A 20,181-nucleotide genomic window follows, 5' to 3' on the forward strand; every position below is an offset into this window, starting at 1 on the left:
CGAATAACATATCACTAGTAAAGCCATGAAACACCTGTTTTATGGCTTTATTGTTTTATTCTCGTGCGGATTTTATTCTTAAAACAACCATCAACAACCTTTTACACACTTACAAATTGAGAGTAATTCTTCTATTTTAAGTGTTTTTTGGCTATTTCAAATAAAAATGACCATTCTTTCAAGAGAATTGACCTATAATGAGAAGCTCAGCTACTATACTTTTGTCTCATCAAAACAAGTAAAAAAAAACACTTTATAAAAAATCTTGAAAATGAAAACAACATTCAAATTAGCTTTAGTAGCCGCTTTATCTTTCATCAGTGTAACATCATTTGCTCAAGAGGGCAATAAAAAAAGTTCTGGGACTACTAATCTAAACGTTAATTTGTCAGACGTCTATGAGTTAAACGTTACTAATGCGTCAGTAACTATTCCCATGAATACGGTGGAACAATTCCAAAGAGGAAGTACATCAGGTGAATTAAAAAATCACTTAGAAGTAACAGCAACTCAAAAATATGAGATTAAAGTAGTAGCAAGTAGCGATTTAAACAATAGTGGAGTAACAATTCCAGTAAACACAGTAGAAGTGAGAATTAAGGGAAATACAAACTTAGCTGAAGGAGCAGGTCCAAGCAACTTCACAGCATCTCACAATATTGCACAATTAGCGACTACAGAGAGTGCTCCATTAGTAACTACATCCGCAGGAACAGCAAAAATGGGTTATGCAGTAGAGTATGCCATTCCAGCTAGTCAAACTTCTGCTTATACAGATAAAAAAGAAGGAACATATACGACAACAGTTACCTACAATTTATACGCATTATAATACAAACCATACAAATTACCCTTTTTCATCTACTGTTGTGCTATTAGCAGAACAGTAGATTTTTTTTGCTTTAATGTGTAAAAAAAGACGATCCTTTTTATTCTGATCACGCTTGAGAAGTTTAGCTTCTATTTGCTTGTAAACCCGCTAAAAATATCAGAATTTACTTAATTTATCCATTTTTTAGTGGTAAATTTAACCTAGATAATTTGATGAAATGCGAAAATTTCTAGCCCCTTTATTCCTGTTATTTAGTTTTGTTCTCAGTGCGCAAAATTCAGCTCAAACCAACTTAAATGTGGTATTGAAACCGATACAATCGATCAAAATTAACGATCAACAACAACAGATTAATTTATCTTTTGAAACGGTTGAAGATTATACTAAAGGCAAGATTAGCGATCAAGCAGATCACATCGAAATTATGAGTAGCGGAACCTATGAAATTCGCGTTGTAGCGAATTCTCCTCTTCAACATGACTCCGATGAAATTCGATTGGAAAATATTGGTTTAAATCCAAGTTTGGGTGGTATTGGTGAGTTTAGAGAGACTATTTCTCTACTACCTGTATCGCTTTCCATGCGAGAAAAAAACATGATACAATCCAATGTTGGCGATGTAAAGCGCACCTTTAATGTGTCCTATAAAATGAATGCATCTGACGAATTACTGAACAAATCTATTGGTACTTATAGCACTGTTATAACGTATACTATTTTATCTTTGTAATTGAAACGTGTACAAAAAAAACATTTTTATTCTCTTCTTTTTGTTGACTAACCTACCGCTCCTAGCCCAAATTGGCTCTACAAGAGCGAAGATTGTCTTGAATTTCCGCGAACAACAATCGCTGGTTATCAATCATTCAACTGTTGAATTAAACCTCAGCAAAGGAAAAGAATATGCTCAAGGAGTCGAAACGGGAATTTTAAAAAATCATGTACTCGTTCAGTGTTCTACACCGTATGAGCTAACAGTACGAGCAGTCAACGGATATTTCCAATATGAAAATACACTTTCAACGCTTCCTGTTTCAATCATACGGATAAAACCGAGTTTCACCACTACGCCTGCATTGGATTTTCCTTTACAACTACAAGTGGTCGATTTAAACGTACAGCCTCAACTTATTCTTCAATCAAATAATAGAGGGAATAGCCAACAGCTTGACATCAACTATTCAATTCCCATTCAAAAGATTGGTTATACGTTAAACCAAAAAACGGGAACCTATCAAACAACAGTTATCTATACATTATTACCTCATTAATTAATTGCTCTATTTACAATGAAAAAAACACTTTTTCTCTTTTTACTGTTTTGTTCTATTGCTTCATTTGCACAAGCAGGACTATCGATATCCCCAGGAAAAATGTACTTCAACAATGCTGCAGGGACAGTTGCTACTCAAAAGGTGCGTATTGCAAATCCAAACGAAAAAGCCGTAGAAGTTGGTGTCTCATTGGGTGATTGGAATTATGATGAAAGGGGAAGTAATCACATTGCAGAAAGCAATACTTTAGAGAATTCGGCTTCTTCTTGGATTCAGGTTTTACCTAATTCGTATTTTGTAATTGAGCCGAATGAAATAAAAGAAGTAGATGTTATTCTCAATGTTCCTCCGTCTTTAGCAGAAGAAATTCCTGTTCATACTGCTATGATTTTCTTTACTCAGTTAAACCCTGGCAATGCAGTGGATGAAAATGGGGCGGCAATTAAAGTAACCGTTCGCATGGGATTAAAAGTGTATCACGCTTTGCCAAATCGAATAGAATCAGTAGATGTCATTAACTTAGAGCCTAGTAAGACTGCAGAAGGTAATCGCGCCATTGCGGTTACGTTTCAAAACAATGGACAATTGTGGAGTGATGGCAAGATTACAGCCACAATTTTTGATCAGCAAACAGGAGTAAAACACGCGCTTAATACGCTTGATTTTTACAGTTTACCTCAAGATACGAGAAAACATTCCTATCCTCTACCCGAAGATTTACAACCGGGCGCTTATACTTTTATCGTACAATTAACCTATGGCAAAGACAACAAAGTAAAAGTTGCCGAACTTGATTTTACGCTATGAGTTGGCCTACTAAAATAGTTGTTCTTTTTATATTTCTTTTGGGAAGTCAACTTTCACATGCACAATATGATCTAAATGTGTATGACGGAGGGCAACTTCAATTGAATTCATATAGTGATTTAAAATTTGGAAAAACTGAAGAACGCCAAATTTCAGTACAATTCAGAAGGAATTATGGCATTCATGCACCCGCTAAATGGAAAATTACCGTTCGTTTACTAGATGATTATCGCGCAGAAAATTACAGTGTGCCTGCAGAAAACTCCGCTATTAGCATCAATCGTCAGAGTGGTAACTTTAACCAGATGGCTTTTAGTAGCATGGGTAGAAACTTGCCTTTGAGTAAATTTCAAGAAAGTACAATCGTCGAGAGCACAACTGCATTGCCAGAAGGCAATTATTATACATTATCTTTCGACTTGCTCATTCGCGGAGGTGTTGAAGTATTAACTATTCCCAATGGCATTTACCGAAGTACCTACGAGTTTTCGCTCTATGATACGTCTTCGGGGAGAGACGTATTACTCGCCCGTAAGACTTCTGCTCCAGGGGTTGCGCGTTTTCAAATTAACTATGTAGGAAACCATGGAGATCAATTAGCAGAATTACGCAATGGAGCCAATGAATTTATATTTAATTTCGACTCTCCTGACGACATTGTAAAAGGCAAAAAAATAACGATTAACAATGCGTTGTATATTCGCAGTTATCAAGGACATCAAGTTTTAGTTAAAACCGCAGATAACGTGCTATACAATTCAACATTAACCAACAGTATACCAGTCTCAGTGCTAAAGCTAAAAGCAACGCTAAATCGCATCGAAGGCGGTAATGCCTCTGATGTTACTTTATTCGGTCCGATCTCGCTATCAGCACAAGAACAAGCACTAGTCTCTTTTCCGAGATGGAGTCAATCCATGTCGTACAATCTTGAGCTTAGCATTCCTCCAAATACCAGAGAGCTTCAACAGGCCAATGGAAGATATGAAACTTATCTTTATTTTATTATTGTTCCCAATTAATGAGTAAAAAGCTTTTTGTCCTATATTTTCTTCTCTTAGGTTCCTCTCTTTGGGCACAAGGGTCTTCCGTTTTTCTAAAATTCACTTCGGCAGCTTCTCAAGCAGATGAAATTGGCCAGGTAAATACTAGTGTTGAAATCTCCAATCTAGGTCAATCAGAATGGACGGGAAATCTACAGCTGGAGAGTACTTCTTCTGCTGTTCGTATTACTAGTTTAAAAGCAAAAACGGTTCGTTTAAATCCAGGTCAGAAGATATACGTTCCCATTATCGCACAAGTAGATCAAGGCAGCGCATTAAGCAGTGATATAACTATTAAAGCACAAATAATTCCCCAAAGTGGTCCTGCCACACCTTGGATAGAGCACCCTATTTTGATTCAGCAAAATCGCCATCTCTTATTGATTAATTTAGAAAATCAATTGCAGTTTAGACAAATTGGCGATAGTATCACCCTAAAAGCTTTAATACAAAACAGAGGAAATACTGAAGAGAAAGTACACTACATCATTACCTTTCCGTATCAATTAAACAAAGCGCGTACAGAAACCTTACAATTTACAGTACGTCCACAACAAGATACTCTGATTACGTTTCCACAGTACATCAGCAAAGAGGCTTTTAAATTAGAAGATTTTGAAATTAGCTCAACCTTGCTCTATGAAAATGGAGATTTCATAGGTCGTACTATCTACAACGTCAGTTCACTCAAATCAAAGCGAAAACACAAAGTTGAATCTTCTTATTCCAGGTTCAGCAGTCCGACTAATTCCATTGAGTTGAATCGAGTTATGGGTAACAATGTGATGAGCGCTACTCAATTAATGGGGAGTACTTCGCTACAGTTTTCTGAACAAACACAATTGGGAATAACCGCTAATTTGATTCATTGGGATAAAGAGAACAAAGTAAATCTGCGTCATTTCTTAGCAGATTTTCAGACGAAAAACGTACAAGTACAAGCGGGGAATCTCTTTCAGTCGGGTGAGTTTTCCATACAAGGACGAGGGGTACAAACACAAGTAAAACTCAACGATTCACTCGCTATTCAGGCGGGTTATATTGACAAGACTTATCTCATTAGTGATCCTAATGATCGCTCGATGGGATACAATACTTGGGTTGGTTTTCAATCGCAAAAACACCGCTGGAAACAAGCGCAATTTTACTATGACGTCAATCATCGTTATGAGGAAAAGAAAGTTCTACAATACAATTCCTTTTCACTGTGGAACAAACCTACATTACAACTGGATGTTAACCAAGGAGGGTCGATTCTTCAGGCAAACGCAGAAAATCAATTAGGAATCTTCGTGGGGCTTAATGCCTATGCAACTTTAAACAACTATCAAATACAACACAACAGTTTTTACAGCAGTCCGTATTACGCAGGAGTACGTCAAGGTGTTTCTCAAGTTGCTACCACAATTAGAAGAACTATGGGGAAGCACAGCTTGGGATTGATTCAGCATTTTATTGATTATGCGCCCAAATATAACTATACCAATTCGGCAAATGCCAAGCAACAATCCAATGCTTTAGGAGTAAGTTATTCTTATCGCATGGCTACGAGTACCTTGCTCTTTAGCCCTCAATATGTGCAGGAAAAACGATTCAACTATCAATCAGCGGCCATGGAAAAACTTCAGGCGGTTCGTTTTCATACTGCTTTTCACCAAAGTAATTTTGCTCAAGGTTTTGGCTATAATGCGTCAATCGATCTAGGGAATTATATCACCCAAACAGAAATTCAGGAACGATTACATTATCGCCTAAATGCAGGTGCCAACTATAAGAATTTTGACATCGGGATTAGCTATCAATACAACTACAGCAATTTAAGTGAACTAATCAATGCTACTTATTACGATTGGCAAGTGATTCACACCTATACCAACCTCATGGTTATGGGAAATTATAGACAGCGATTTTTTAATAATCAGCTAGGAGTCGTTCTCAGTGGTTATTACAACAACACGTCTACAAGTGGAGATTTTTGGCAGTTCAATACACGTGTAGAATACAAACTCAAGAAAGATTTTGATGTTTATATTAGCAATTACAATAATTATGGTGGATTTTCCTCTGCCAATAAAACCAATTATGTTCAAGTAGGTTTAGTCAAGCAATTAACGCCTTACAAGGTATACGAAAAGTTACACCACCTAAAGGTTATGGTCTACTATCAAGACGAAAATCAACAATTGCTACCTGCGGCTAATCGCATAGTTACGATTAACAACAAAGCTTTTATTACTACTGCTGAAGGAATAATCGACTATAAAAAACTACCTACCAATACTTATACTATACAGGTACAAAATGACAAAAACTGGTTTGCTAATCCGATCAAGCTCTCTTTAGATACGGATTTAACTCAAGTTATTTACTTAACGCAAACCACAACCATTACAGGATCGATTTCTTATCAATACACAGAACATGCTGTAGCGATCAATAAAAACTTAGCAGGTCAACGCGTTGTAGCGCAAAACAGTTCAGGTGAAAGTTATACTACATATACTTCAGATGAGGGAAAATATACTTTTTATTTACCGAAAGGTACCTATGCGATTACCCTTTATCCTGATCAGCCTAATCAAGTAGTGGTAGTAGAGAATTCTGTTCAAATTAATACGACAATTGATTCTTATGCTACAGCTAACTTTATTCTACAAGTTAAATCACAAGACATTCAGGTGAAAAAATTTAAATCAATTCAGTTTTAGTTCTAGAGGGCGAAGATCTTTTATTTTTTGCTCCTCACAACGTACAATCTTTCTTTGTTAGCATACCCATAACGATTATAGTCTATACAAACAGTTTTGCCCCTATTCACTAGTTTAACTCTTTGCAGTTATAGCGAACACTTTTTTTAACGTGATCGACCACAATCCACGCATCATCAGCAATCACTTTAATGGTATAGGTAATGCGGATGTTTCCTCTACAAGGTTCTTCTTTCATAGTAATCAACTCTACGCCTCTACTTTGGTCTGCCTTAAATTCGTAGGTATCAACATTTACTTTGTCATTACTCACTACATTTTCTCGTCTCAAATACATTAAATCTAGAACCTGGTTGGGTTCTACTAAAGTTGGGTATTTAAACACATGAATATCTCTAGAATAATTAACCCTATAATAAGGTTGAGACGTTCCATTGTATTTCAAGTGCTGTCCCATTCCATCTCCCCGATTTACAAAAAAAGGCAAATAGCAATCCCTCCAAAGATAAACTTGGTACAAATAGCCGAATTCCGTTTTTTGTTTGGGATCTGTATATTCGACAATCACAAATTCCCTTCCTGTTGTAGCTCCTTCCCAAGGAGTGTTGTTAAACTTTTCTTTGTTCACAACACTGCTCACCTTTTTTTCACTAAAAGTAACAGGTGTACTATCTTGGACTATATAAGGTTGAGTAAAGGTTAATTTGCGCAAAACTTCATCAGCAGTATACTTAGACTTCACAAGAGATGGACTTAGTTGAGAACAAGCAGATAAAGCAGTCATTACAGCAAGTAAAAAGGGGATTCTTGGATTCATCGTTCTTATTTTTCAATACTTAATTATAAACGCCAATTTACAGGAAACAAGAAGGTTAGGAAAAAAAATTACCGAACATAATCAAATAAAAAAACCATATTACTAAACATTTCGTATAATTATTTGCTTATTTAATGGAATCATTTAATTACTAATGAAAAACATAAGTTTTGAGCTATTTCTGTTCTACTGTTCTTGAAAGACGTTGAAATAGGATCAAAAAAAAACAGTAGCAAACTGTGGTTTGCTACTGTTTTATCGTATTATTTTAAGCGAATACTTTTTTTGGAATACGCTTATCGTTACAAAAAGTCTTTATAATGGATTAAGATCATATCCATCTTGGGTTTTTTCAATAATAACCCATGCATCGTCAGCCACTACTTTGATTTTGTACGTAATCAAAATATTTCCTCTCAAGGATTCTTCCGTTCTAGAGATTAATTCAACCCCTCTACTTTGGTTGGGTCTGAATTCATAAGAAGTAACTGTCACCCAATCGCTATGATCCACCCACTCACTTTCTAAATACTGAAGTGTTAATATTTGGTTTGGTTCAACTAGAGATGGATTTTTAAAAATCTGTAAATCTGTAGAATAATGTACCCTGTAATACGGTTGTGAAGTACCGTTGTATTTCAAATTCAATCCCATACCATCCCCTCGATTAACAAAGAAAGGTAGGGTATGATCCTTCCAAAAATATACTTGATACAAATAGCCCCATTCCGTTTGTTGCTCAGGATCTGCATATTCCACCACAATAAACTCTTTACCTTCTGTAGCACCATACCAAGGTGTTTTTACATACTCAATGCCAGTAAAATCTTTTGTTGAGCCCTTTTCAACAAATGTAACAGGTGTGCGATCAGTAACCGTATAGGGTTGAGTAAATTCTAATTTTCGTATGATTTCATCCGCTAGATATTTTGATTTCACATATATACTATTCGGCTGAGAAAAAGAAGTGAAATGCATCAATGCAAGTAGAACTAATAGATATATTTTTTTCATAACTAATTTTTTTGAGGGTAATAAATAATAAAATTCGAAGGATCGTCAATTGGATGTCCATTTTGTATATAAAAATTCCCATCAGTTCCTTCCATTCCAACATAATCTAACACAATCATAGGTATATTGTGCCTGTCTGCAAAGGCAATATCAGCAGGAGACAAACCAATTTTTCTAGAAGCTTCGTCAATTACATACGTTAAGGGCGTATGTGTATGGAAAGCCGCGATTGGTATTGCTGTTAATGGAATTACGTTATTTTCATCAGAATTAGAGGACACACTTCCACTTCCTAAACTAACAGAGCCATTCGTACCTGCTCCACCTTGAACGTATTCACCGTATTTGACATTTCCGACATAGAACTTATCCGTTACTTCATCATAAAAAATATAGGCTCCTGCTTCTCTTCTTCCGTTCACTTCAGAGGCTGACTGTGTCACTTCTATAAATATTTCTTGTAAGGTAGCCACTATTAAGGAATCATTTAAAATTTTTTGCACATTTAAATACTGAGGTGAGTTTTGATCCACTTGATCCCCATTACTTAAATCAGAACCATTAGAAGAACTTCCTTCATTCGCATTGAAAAGTGTACTCATTGAAGGTAACATTTCCAGCCATAAGTCGCCAATCCCCGTTCCTCCTCCCGCTCCTGGAACCCCAATTAAAATTTCAGGTAATATTATAGGCGGACCGCCATCATAACAATTACCAAGTTCATCTTCTAAATAACAGTAGGCTGTTGATTGCTTGTAAACACCAGGCTCTCCTTTTTTTTGCTCTACAGAAGTATCATCCTTCGAACAGGACAGAAACAGTAGAATAGGAATAAAATAATAAAGTTTTTTCATTTAAATTAAGATTAAATGAACTTAATAATCTCAAATAAAATGCCAAAAAATCATAAAAAACAAAAAATAAATGAATATATACAAACAAAAACGTACATAATATAAATATTAATCAAAAACAAAAACAACTAACAAGGAAAAGAACGAGTTATTTCGTTTTCTTTTTCTTCTATATTCAAAACTCCAACGTTGAAATAGGATCAAAAAAAAACAGTAGCAAACCGTGGTTTGCTACTGTTTTGTCGTATTATTTTAAGCGAATACTTTTTAAAAAGAGACTTTGTTAATCTACATTATCATGTAAGAAAGAATTATTTGATCTCAATTTTGGATCGTTGTTTCCATCTACTCCGAATGAGATTCTAGACTTATTACTTTCGTCATTTACTTCGTCCAAATCAACACCTAAACGCTTGTAAGCAGGTTCTTTTTCTAGATCTGAATAATGCGCAGTTGAATTATTGAATTTGTAGTTAAAATCTTTCATTTTTCTTCTTCTCTCGGCTGCTCTACTTCTCAAAGTAAATTCCTCAATACTCATCTCTGTAGGATTCATCTCGTCATAATCTTCTGTAGATGCTTCTACTTCCACCTTATTTACAATTGGAGCTTCTTCTGAACGCACTGAAAATTTGAATTCTTCAGCGATTTCTTCTTTATGAGAAGTAACTGGTTTTGCTAAAGACAATTCTTCTTCTTTGTCCATGTAATCTTCTAAAGAAAAGCGAATGATTTCTTCTTTCTTTGTTGAAGATTGCGCCATAGCTTCTTTAGCGTGACTTACTACTTCTGCTGATTCTACTTCAATTTCTGCCCATTCTTCATTAAAATGGTGTACGATTGGAGCTGTATTTTCTTGTTTCTTCGGTGTAACAATAACAAACTCAGGATCAACTACATGAATATCACGAATATCTTTCTGTTTTACAGCAGTTGGATCATTATTCTGTGTTTGCTCACTCGTTCTTTCTTCTGTTTTTGGTGTTACGATTTCGAAAAACACATCCAAATTTGAAGCTTCTACTGATTTGCGTTCAAAAACGACTTCTTCTACTTCACCTGTTGGTTGTACGGGTGTTGTTGAATCTCCAAAATCATCATCATTATCACCTTCTTCATAATCATCTTCTAACGTAAATACTTTACGTGTTTCCACTTCGTAATTCACTTCTTCTTTTTCCACGGCCAATTCGCTAGTTTCTGGAGTTGAAACGCGTAAAGGTTGGTCTGGAGTAGTAAATCCATAAGAAGATACTGTAGAAGCTTGCGTTAAATCGCGAACAACTTTTTGTTCCTCTTCTAAGGTGTGAATGATAACTTTTGGTTCTGCTGAATTTACAATACTTTTTTGTTGCTCGTAGTTAAATCCCGTAGCAATAATGGTAACTGAAATTGCTTCTCCTAATGACTCATCTTCACCTACCCCCATAATAATGTTTGCATTATGTCCGGCTTCAGTTTGGATGTGGTCGTTAATTTCACCGATTTCATCAATTGTAATTTCATTGGTTCCCGAAACGATTAGCAATAATACGTTTTTAGCACCTGTAATTTTATTATCGTTAAGCAATGGAGAATCTAACGCATCAATAATTGCATCTTTCGCTCGATTGTCACCTGATGCTGTACCAGATCCCATAATAGCTGTACCGCTATCAGATAAAACTGTTTTAGCATCTTTCAAGTCAATATTCTGCGTATAATGGTGCGTAATAACTTCAGCGATACCACGGGCAGCAGTTGACAATACTTCATCTGCTTTGGAGAAGCCAGCCTTAAAGCCTAAGTTTCCATATACTTCACGTAATTTATTGTTGTTGATTACGATAAGAGAATCCACTTGTTTTCTCAAACGATCAACTCCTTTTAACGCTTGTTCTTGGCGTACTTTTCCTTCAAATTGGAAGGGAATTGTAACAATACCAACCGTTAATATATCTCTTTCTTTGGATAGTTGTGCGATAACAGGAGCAGCACCCGTTCCTGTTCCACCTCCCATACCAGCGGTGATAAACACCATTTTGGTATTGGTATCCAACATTTTCTCAATTTCTTCAATACTCTCTAAAGCAGATTGTTGTCCAACCTCTGGGTTTGCACCTGCACCAAGTCCTTCCGTTAGGTTAACCCCTAGCTGAATTTTATTGGGCACTGAACTATTTTCTAAGGCTTGTGAATCTGTATTACAAACGATGAAATCAACGCCTTTAATTCCCTGCTTAAACATGTGGTTGATCGCGTTACTTCCTCCGCCACCAACGCCTATTACCTTGATAACGTTTGATTGGTTTTTAGGCATATCAAACTTTATTCCTCCGAAATCTGTATTCTCCATATACGTATCGTTTTATTATTCTTGCTTTTCAATAAATTCTTTAATTTTTCTAAAAAAGTTCCCGATGAAACTACTTTCGAAGCGATCTGCCGTACTAGGTTGCGCTTCTTTTGGCTCTTCAATGGGTTGTGAACGCTGCACTTCAACTCGAGGTTGACTTACAGGTTCAACTGGCTCTTTTGGAGTGTTTACTTCGACTTCTCCTACAGGAGATCCGTAAACAGCTCTTCTTTCTTCTGGTTTGAATTCAACTTTTGTTTCTGCTTTTGTTTCCGTTGCTTTGAGCTCTTCTACAGAAACCGCTCCTTTTTTGCGGTGTTTTTCGCTCTCCATTACCAAACCAACTCCCGTTGCATATAATGGACTTGAAACTTCTAAGCTTGAATCTCCAGCTAAATGCTCATTTGGATATCCAATACGCGTATCGATTCCTGTGATATATTCGACTAATTGTTTAATATGTTTGAGTTCTGACCCTCCTCCTGTTAAAACAATTCCTGCGATTAATTTCTTCTGCGGATTTTCATATCCATAACTTTTAATTTCAGAAAAAACCAATTGCACAATCTCTTCAACACGTGCATTTATAATTTTAGAAAGATTTTTTAAAGAAATTTCTTTGGGTTCCTTTCCTCTTAATCCAGGGATAGAGACGATTTCATTGTCTTTATTTTCACCTGGCCAAGCAGAACCAAATTTTACTTTTAGAATCTCTGCTTGACGTTCAATAATAGAACATCCTTCTTTGATATCTTCCGTGATAACATTTCCTCCAAAAGGAACTACAGCCGTATGGCGAATAATTCCATCTTTAAAAATGGCTAAATCTGTTGTTCCCCCTCCTATATCAATTAAAGCAACACCGGCTTCTTTTTCTTCTTGACTCAATACTGCTTCTGCAGAAGCAAGAGGTTCTAAGGTAATTCCCGCTAGTTCTAGTCCGGCATCTTTGATACAACGTCCAGCGTTTTTAATCAAAGCAGCTTGTCCTACTACAACGTGAAATGTAGCCTCCAAACGACTTCCATACATACCTACCGGTTCTTTGATTCCCGGTTCTCCGTCAATTTTAAACTCTTGTGGTAAAACATGAATAATCTCCTCTCCTGGTAACATACTTAATTTCTGTACCTGATTGATCAATTGTTCAATATCTTTATCGCCAATTACCTCATCTGGGTTAGGGCGACTAATATAATCACTATGCTGAATACTTCGGATGTGTTGTCCTGCAATCCCTACAACTACATTTTTAATCTTGTAACCTGCCTGAGCTTCTGCATCAGCAACTGCATGTTGAATCGATTGAATGGTTTGCGTAATATTATTTACCACTCCTCTTTTCACACCTAAGCTTTTTGCCTTACCCAAACCTAAGATCTCCAGCTTACCGTATTCATTCTTTTTACCTATCATTGCAACAATCTTTGTTGTCCCAATGTCTAAACCAACAGCTATATTTTCTTTTTCCATACTCAATTTTATTTTGAACACACCACTTGTTGGGTAAATTTCAGATTGATCTTTTTATAACTATCTATTTCAATTTTTTCATCTATTGCATATTGTATAAACGCCTTGTAATTCATGAGTTTTCGTTCCATTTCATTAAAACCTCCAAACAGAATTTGAAAGGTATTCACTCGACTTTTCAAATAAATCACTTCGCCAGGCTGAATGCTAATTCCCGTAATTTCTTGCTTGAGAAATTCATCTGCATTAATCAGTTCCAACATTTGTTTCAAAGCTTCTTGCGATTCACTCTTAATGCTTCCTTCAACCAAAATTACGCGTTCTGCATAATTGTCTGACAACGGCATTTTAGCTCCATTCTCATCCAAATAATACGAATCGTTTTCGCCAACTACTCTGCCTATCGCTTTTTTTTGGTTGACTTCTACTTTTAAGATTCCATCAATTGTTACATACACTTCGGCGTCTTTAATCAATCTATTTTCCAATACACTTTTTTCAAGTATATTCAGATCAATTGTCGTTCGATCTTGAGCAGTAACTGTTCCGCTTTGGTGTTTTACAATATCGCTAACATCACTAGAAGTTACAAAATGTCGTTCTTCTCCTTTAAAGAGGATTTCTACCCCTTTCAAATTTCGATGTGTGCTCCTATCATTGCTAAAAGAATATAAAAACAAGGCGACTCCTAGCACCATCAAGATGCGCAAATCAGACCATTTTATTTTCTTCAACAATTTTTTCATTTTTTATTTTCCTTCTAAAGCTAGTTTAATATCCTGTACCATTTCTCCAATATCGCCTGCTCCAATAGTCAGAATAATTTCTGCATCTGACTTTGTTAGATGCTCGATTAAATCTTCTTTCGCTACTAGTTGCTTTTCTTTTGAAGTCAATTGCTCCAATAGTTTAGCAGAAGTAACCCCTTCAATCGGCAATTCGCGTGCGGGATAAATATCCAACAAAATCACATTGTCAAAAGTAGATAGCGCCGCTGCAAATTCATCCATAAAATCTCTTGTTCTACTGTACAAATGTGGTTGAAAAACAGCTACTATTTTTTTATCTCCATGCATTTCGTGTACGCCCTGACTTGCTGCTTTAATTTCTGTTGGATGATGCGCATAATCATCGATATAAATCAAATCGTCTCTTCTTATTTTATAAGAAAATCTACGACGTACACCGCGAAAACTCTTCAATCCTTCCACCAAAACTTGCGTATCCACTCCGTAATCACTTGCCATCGCAAAAGCCATTAACGCATTTGAAAGGTTGTGTCTGCCTGGTAATCCAAAGGAAACCTTGTGAATCGTTTCTTTCGGAGTTACTATATCAAACACATACCATCCTTGGACTACTTTTATATTTTCTGCGCGATAAAGACAGTTTGGTCCAAATCCCACTTGAATTCCTGCTAAGCTTACCGCTTCTGTAACAAATAATTTATTTGCATCAGGCAAACGATGAGCAAAATCGGTAAAAGCAACCAACATTTCCTCTGCTGTTCCAAATATATCCAAGTGATCTGCCTCGGTAGAGGTGATGCAAGCTACATTGGGAAACAAACGCAAAAAAGAACGATCAAATTCATCCGCTTCTACAACGGTTATGGTTTTACCACTTCCGATTAGATTGGTTTGGTAGTTTTCCACTACTCCTCCAACAAAAGCAGTAACATCAAGTCCTGCTTGAAACAACAAATGTCCAAGGATACTTGTCGTTGTCGTTTTACCATGTGTTCCTGCTACAGCAAAGCAGTAGGTATCTTTGGTAATAATTCCCAATACTTCAGAACGTTTTTTAATTTCAAATTGGTTTGATTTGAAATAATTCCACTCTGAATGTTCTTGAGGAACAGCCGGAGTAACAACAACCAATGTTGACGTTACTTCCTTGTAATTTGCGCGAATTAAATCCACATTATCTTCATAGTGAATCTCAATTCCCGCTGCTTCTAATTCTTGTGTCAATTGCGTTGATACTTTATCATATCCTGCAACTTCTTTTCCAATGAATTTAAAATAACGAGCTAAGGCACTCATTCCAATACCTCCTATTCCAATAAAATATACGCTCTTAATGCTATTTATATCCATTTTTCTACTTCTTCATTAATTCTACGATCTGATCTACTATATCTTTTGTTGCTTGGGGCAAAGCTAATTTTCTAAAATTTTGTCCCAGCTCCACTTGTCTTTCTCTATTTTCAAACAAGTCTTTGAATGTTGGAACAAACCTTTCATTCAACTCGCTTTCTTTAATCAAAAGTGCCGCATTTTGTTCCGTTATGCTTCTGGCATTCTTGGTTTGATGATCCTCTGCTACATTAGGAGATGGGATGAATATTACCGCCTTCCCTACTAATGCTAATTCCGATACAGAAGAAGCACCTGCACGAGAAATAATACTATCCGCTGCTGCATAGGCTAAATCCATGCGATCCACAAAGGCGCGAACCTTTACATCTGCTGATTCGTATTTTTTATATTCTTCATAGTAGAATTTCCCACATTGCCAGATCAATTGAATCCCCATATCTTTAAACAGAGGCAACTGTTCTTCAATTAATTGGTTTATTCTACGTGCACCCAAACTTCCACCTAGAACTAACAGCGTATTCTTTGTTGTGTCCAACTCAAAATAAGCGATTGCTTCCTCGCGTTTTGCTGCCACTTCGAGTAATCCCTGACGAACAGGGTTACCTGTTTTTATTATTTTAAATGCGGGAAAATAACGTTCTAATCCGTCATAAGCCACACAAATTTTATCTACTTCCTTTCCCAAAAGTTTATTGGTAATACCAGGAAATGAATTTTGCTCTTGTATTAAGGTTGGTATTCCTTTTCCTGCTGCAACTTTTACAACAGCGCCACTTGCAAATCCTCCTGTACCAATAACCACATCGGGTTTAAATGTTTTGACAATTTTTCTCGATTTCTTTAGGCTGCTTAAAAGCTTAAAGGGAAACATCAAATTATCTAAGGTTAATTTTCGCTGAATACCCGAAATCCACAATCCTTCGATTGGGTAACCTGCTGCGGGTACTCTTTGCATCTCCATCTTTCCTTCTGCTCCAACGAATAAAATATCAGCATTGGGAAATCTCACTTTTAACTCATCAGCAATTGCCAATGCAGGAAAGATATGTCCTCCTGTTCCACCACCACTTAATATAAACTTCGGTTTATGTTCCATTTGCTTTTATTCTTCTGTACTATTTTTTTCTAATCGTTCAAGGTGCAAATCGTGCAACATTTCCTGTTCCATTTGCTCTTCTTCTTTTCTCTTTTGTTCTTCTGCTTGTACTTCTGCTTCTTTTTTGGTCACGCTGAGAATTACGGCAATGGCAAAACACGTCATCCAAATGGCGGTTCCACCGCTACTCACTAGAGGTAAAGCCTGTCCTGTTGTTGGCAGGAGGGAAACGGCTACTCCCATATTAATTAGTGCTTGAAAGATGAGATAAAATCCCAAACCTGCGACTAATAGTTTTCCAAAGAGCGTGGGTGCTTTATGCACGGCAATGAGGAAGCGATAAAACAGCAAGAGGTAAATCCCCAAGATCGTCAATCCGCCAAATAGTCCCCATTCTTCAACAATGATGGCGAAGATAAAATCCGAAGAAGACTGAGGTAAAAAGTTCTTCAATACACTTTTACCAGGTCCTACTCCAAACAATCCTCCATTGGCAATGGCCATTTTTGCATTTTCAACTTGGTACAAATCTCGGGTTCCATCATCCGGACCTGTGAATCGATCTATACGACTAATCCACGTATCCACACGATTGGGAAATGCCCCAGGAAAAGCTTTAGCAACCAAGATAAACAAAAGCATACAACTAGCGCCTATTCCGATAATGGTCATCAAGTATTTGAACGGATACTTCCCGATAAACACCAAAACACAGACCATACAAAAGATCAAAGCCGCCGTTGAGAAGTTAGCTGGCAAAATCAATCCGATAATGACTAATACGGGTACCCATAATTGCCAAAAGGATTTTTTAAATGTAACTACCTCATCTTTAATACCCGTCAAATATTGCGCGACATACATCAGCAAAATTATTGCTGCAGTAGATGACGGCTGAAACTGACCTAATAAAGGGATTTTCAACCATCTACTAGCATTCGCTCCTCCAATTGTATTTCCTTTTAACAATGTATACAACAAAAGCAAGGCTATGATAGGCATTCCTATAATGGCGATTTTCCGAAAGAGCGCATAGTCTCTTTTGTGAAAATACCACATGATGCAAATTCCAATAAATAAATGAACGAAATGTCGAAACAAATAATCGGTTGTAGCCTTTCCTGTTCCGATGGTGTAAACTAGATTCGTACTTGCACTATACACAGGTAAAAAAGAAAGCATGGCCAATAAAATTGCTAATGCCCATATAATTTTATCCCCGTATAATAATGAAAGTAGTTTTTTCATCATCTACTTTAATTTATTTTATATTATAATTTCAATACTTCCTCTTTGAACTGTCGTCCTCTATCTTCATAGCTTGTAAACAAATCAAAACTTGCACAAGCTGGTGAAAGTAAAACGGTATCTCCTCCTTCGGCTAAAGCTTTGGCTTGAACTACAGCATCATGCATGGATTGCACTTCTACTAAATCGTCTACAACCTTTTCATATGCTGCCTTTATTTTTTGGTTATCTACTCCCAAACAAACAATTGCTTTGACTTTTTCGCGTACTAAAGGCATTAGTTCATCATAATCGTTTCCTTTGTCTACCCCTCCAACAATCCAAACGGTTGGTGTTTTCATGCTCTCTAAAGCAAAAAAAGTGGCGTTTACATTGGTTGCTTTTGAATCGTTGATGTATTGAACATTTTCTACTTTCAGTACTTTCTCTAAACGATGCTCAACTCCTTGAAAATCTGACAAACTTTCACGTATTACATTCTTTCTAATTCGCTTTAACTGCGCTATTGTTGTTGCTGCCATAACATTTTTTACGTTGTGCATCCCTTCTAGAGCTACTTCCTTAATAGGTAATACAAATTTTTCATCACTCATATTCACTATAATTTTATCGTCTTCCACATAGGCTCCTTTTTCTAACTTATGTTTGATAGAGAAAGGCAACTTCTGTGCTTTTACCTCATGCTCGCTTAACCATTTCTGAATTTCAACGTCGTCATAGTCGTAAATCAAATAGTCTTCTGCTGTTTGATTCATTGTAATTCTAAACTTTGAAGCGATATAATTCTCATACTTATAGTCATATCGATCTAAATGATCTGGACTAATATTGGTAATTACTGCAATATGGGGTCTGTAGGTTTCTATACCATCTAATTGAAAACTACTCAACTCCAAAACATAACACTTTGCAGGATCTACCTTTACTTGCTCCGCATAACTCTGACCAATATTTCCACCTAAGCCGACATGTAGTCCACCTTGTTTCAATATATGATAGGTTAACATCGTAGTTGTCGTTTTTCCGTTACTTCCCGTAATAGCTACCGACAACGCATCATTAAAAGGATAAGCAAACTCTATTTCTGAGATTACTTTAATTCCCTTTGCTACAATTTTTTTTACGATTGGTGCCTTATCTGGTATTCCAGGGCTTTTTACAACGATATCTGCATCTAATATTTTAGCTTCGGTATGTTGTTGTTCTTCCCAATCGATTTCGTTATCTATAAGAACTTTTTTATATTTTTCTTGGATACTTCCATAATCTGAAACGAAAGCGTCATATCCTTTTTCAATGGCTAATAGAGCTGTTCCAACTCCACTTTCTCCTCCACCTAAAATAACCACTTTCATATCCTATCTCAATTTTAGTGAAATCACACAGAACACACCTAAAAGAATAGCTATAATCCAAAAGCGGGTAACTATTTTACTTTCGTGATATCCTTTCTTTTGAAAGTGATGGTGCAAAGGAGACATTAAAAATATTCGCCTTCCTTCACCGTATTTATTCTTCGTGTATTTGAAATAGCTCACTTGTAACACCACTGATAATGTTTCAGCAAAAAACACGGCGCACAATACAGGAATTAATAATTCCTTACGTACAGCTATGGCTAATACTGCAATAATTCCCCCTATGGTTAAACTACCTGTATCTCCCATAAACACTTGTGCAGGAAAGGTATTATACCACAAGAAACCAATCAATGCCCCAATAAATGCAGAGACAAAGACCGTCATTTCACCTGAATTTGGGATATACATGATATCTAAATAATTGGCAAAAATCACGTTTCCTGATATAAAGGCAAAAATTCCCAATACAAAGGTGGATATCGCAGAAGTACCTGCGGCTAATCCGTCAATACCATCTGTTAAATTTGCACCATTTGATACTGCTGTTACAATAAAAATCACAATTGGAATAAAGATCAACCACGCATAATCTGTTGCTCCTTCACCCATCCAGCTGATTAACATACTGTAATCAAATTCGTTATTTTTAAAGAACGGAATCGTTGTTGCTGTTGACTTTACATCATATTGACTAACAGCAACCTCACTTAACATGTGTTTTGCAGGAACTTCGCGAACTGTTACAGCAGGACTGAAGTACAAGACTGAACCTACAATAAGTCCTAATCCAACTTGTCCAATAACCTTGAATCGCCCTTTTAATCCTTCTTTATCTTTTTTAAATACTTTAATATAATCATCTAGAAAACCAATAGCACCCATCCACACTGTTGTAAGAATAAGCAGTAGTACATAGATATTATCTAATCTAGCAAACAGTAATACAGGAATTAACGTTGCTACAATAATGATGACTCCTCCCATTGTAGGAGTACCTGATTTTTCTTTTTGTCCTTCTAAACCTAGTTCTCTAACTGTTTCTCCAATTTGCATTTTTCTCAAACGAGCAATAATGCGTTTTCCATAAATAATTGAGATCAACAACGAGAAGATCATCGCCATACCAGAACGGAACGTAATATACTGGAACACACCTGCTCCTGGTATTTTGAATAAACTTTCTAAGTATTGAAATACGTAATACAACATAACTATTT

17 protein-coding genes are annotated in these 20,181 nt (G+C 36.4%); 6 read left to right on the forward strand and 11 right to left on the reverse strand.

All coding sequences use genetic code 11. The annotated features are described in order from the left end of the window. Nucleotides 1–271 precede the first annotated feature (271 nt). The 6 genes from H4K33_RS04245 (at nucleotide 272) to H4K33_RS04270 (ending at nucleotide 6,664) form a co-directional block, all read left to right on the forward strand. Nucleotides 272–832, forward strand: a complete 561-nt coding sequence (locus tag H4K33_RS04245; protein WP_182647235.1) for a hypothetical protein — start codon at nucleotides 272–274, stop codon at nucleotides 830–832. A 217-nt stretch (nucleotides 833–1,049) separates the two neighbouring features. Then, nucleotides 1,050–1,562, forward strand: a complete 513-nt coding sequence (locus tag H4K33_RS04250; protein WP_182647236.1) for a hypothetical protein — start codon at nucleotides 1,050–1,052, stop codon at nucleotides 1,560–1,562. 40 nt (nucleotides 1,563–1,602) lie between these two features. Next, entirely contained in the window at nucleotides 1,603–2,103 is a 501-nt protein-coding gene (locus tag H4K33_RS04255; protein WP_255493544.1) for a hypothetical protein, read from the forward strand. A gap of 18 nt (nucleotides 2,104–2,121) precedes the next feature. Then, nucleotides 2,122–2,913 (forward strand): hypothetical protein, encoded by a 792-nt coding sequence (locus tag H4K33_RS04260; protein ID WP_182647238.1) that lies wholly within the window; start codon nucleotides 2,122–2,124, stop codon nucleotides 2,911–2,913. Continuing rightward, the gene (locus tag H4K33_RS04265) at nucleotides 2,910–3,935 is read left to right on the forward strand and encodes a hypothetical protein (RefSeq protein ID WP_182647239.1); all 1,026 of its coding nucleotides are present in this window, start codon (nucleotides 2,910–2,912) and stop codon (nucleotides 3,933–3,935) included. Before H4K33_RS04260 ends, H4K33_RS04265 begins: the two co-directional genes overlap by 4 nt. Next, entirely contained in the window at nucleotides 3,935–6,664 is a 2,730-nt protein-coding gene (locus tag H4K33_RS04270; RefSeq protein WP_182647240.1) for a hypothetical protein, read from the forward strand. Before H4K33_RS04265 ends, H4K33_RS04270 begins: the two co-directional genes overlap by 1 nt. 109 nt (nucleotides 6,665–6,773) lie before the next feature. Here H4K33_RS04270 and H4K33_RS04275 read toward each other — a convergent pair whose 3' ends face one another. The 11 genes from H4K33_RS04275 to mraY form a co-directional block, all read right to left on the reverse strand. Then, the gene (locus tag H4K33_RS04275) at nucleotides 6,774–7,481 is read right to left on the reverse strand and encodes a hypothetical protein (RefSeq protein ID WP_182647241.1); all 708 of its coding nucleotides are present in this window, start codon (nucleotides 7,479–7,481) and stop codon (nucleotides 6,774–6,776) included. A gap of 315 nt (nucleotides 7,482–7,796) precedes the next feature. Beyond that, nucleotides 7,797–8,495 carry a hypothetical protein gene (locus H4K33_RS04280; protein WP_182647242.1) on the reverse strand — a complete coding sequence of 233 codons (699 nt, stop codon included), beginning with the start codon at nucleotides 8,493–8,495 and terminating at the stop codon, nucleotides 7,797–7,799. A 2-nt stretch (nucleotides 8,496–8,497) separates the two neighbouring features. Continuing rightward, entirely contained in the window at nucleotides 8,498–9,349 is an 852-nt protein-coding gene (locus H4K33_RS04285) for a hypothetical protein (RefSeq protein WP_182647243.1), read from the reverse strand. Nucleotides 9,350–9,632: 283 nt separating this feature from the next. Then, a complete protein-coding gene (ftsZ, locus tag H4K33_RS04290) occupies nucleotides 9,633–11,684 on the reverse strand; it encodes a cell division protein FtsZ (RefSeq protein WP_182647244.1) in 2,052 nt (683 codons plus the stop codon). Nucleotides 11,685–11,699: 15 nt separating this feature from the next. Beyond that, complete coding sequence (gene ftsA, locus H4K33_RS04295; RefSeq protein ID WP_182647245.1) at nucleotides 11,700–13,157, reverse strand: cell division protein FtsA; 1,458 nt, start codon at nucleotides 13,155–13,157, stop codon at nucleotides 11,700–11,702. 8 nt (nucleotides 13,158–13,165) lie between these two features. Further along, nucleotides 13,166–13,903 carry a cell division protein FtsQ/DivIB gene (locus H4K33_RS04300; protein WP_182647246.1) on the reverse strand — a complete coding sequence of 246 codons (738 nt, stop codon included), beginning with the start codon at nucleotides 13,901–13,903 and terminating at the stop codon, nucleotides 13,166–13,168. Between the two features lie 3 nt (nucleotides 13,904–13,906). After that, on the reverse strand, nucleotides 13,907–15,256 hold the full coding sequence (murC, locus tag H4K33_RS04305; RefSeq protein WP_182647247.1) for a UDP-N-acetylmuramate--L-alanine ligase: 1,350 nt from the start codon (nucleotides 15,254–15,256) through the stop codon (nucleotides 13,907–13,909). Nucleotides 15,257–15,260: 4 nt separating this feature from the next. Then, nucleotides 15,261–16,355 (reverse strand): undecaprenyldiphospho-muramoylpentapeptide beta-N-acetylglucosaminyltransferase, encoded by a 1,095-nt coding sequence (gene murG / locus H4K33_RS04310; RefSeq protein ID WP_182647248.1) that lies wholly within the window; start codon nucleotides 16,353–16,355, stop codon nucleotides 15,261–15,263. A 6-nt stretch (nucleotides 16,356–16,361) separates the two neighbouring features. Next, nucleotides 16,362–17,603, reverse strand: a complete 1,242-nt coding sequence (locus H4K33_RS04315; protein WP_182647377.1) for an FtsW/RodA/SpoVE family cell cycle protein — start codon at nucleotides 17,601–17,603, stop codon at nucleotides 16,362–16,364. Between the two features lie 23 nt (nucleotides 17,604–17,626). Beyond that, a complete protein-coding gene (gene murD, locus H4K33_RS04320) occupies nucleotides 17,627–18,958 on the reverse strand; it encodes a UDP-N-acetylmuramoyl-L-alanine--D-glutamate ligase (RefSeq protein WP_182647249.1) in 1,332 nt (443 codons plus the stop codon). 3 nt (nucleotides 18,959–18,961) lie between these two features. Further along, the gene (mraY, locus tag H4K33_RS04325; protein WP_182647250.1) at nucleotides 18,962–20,173 is read right to left on the reverse strand and encodes a phospho-N-acetylmuramoyl-pentapeptide-transferase; all 1,212 of its coding nucleotides are present in this window, start codon (nucleotides 20,171–20,173) and stop codon (nucleotides 18,962–18,964) included. Nucleotides 20,174–20,181: the final 8 nt, after the last annotated feature.

Origin of the sequence: Myroides sp. WP-1 (assembly GCF_014145635.1) — a bacterium.
In the GTDB taxonomy this organism is placed as follows: domain Bacteria; phylum Bacteroidota; class Bacteroidia; order Flavobacteriales; family Flavobacteriaceae; genus Flavobacterium.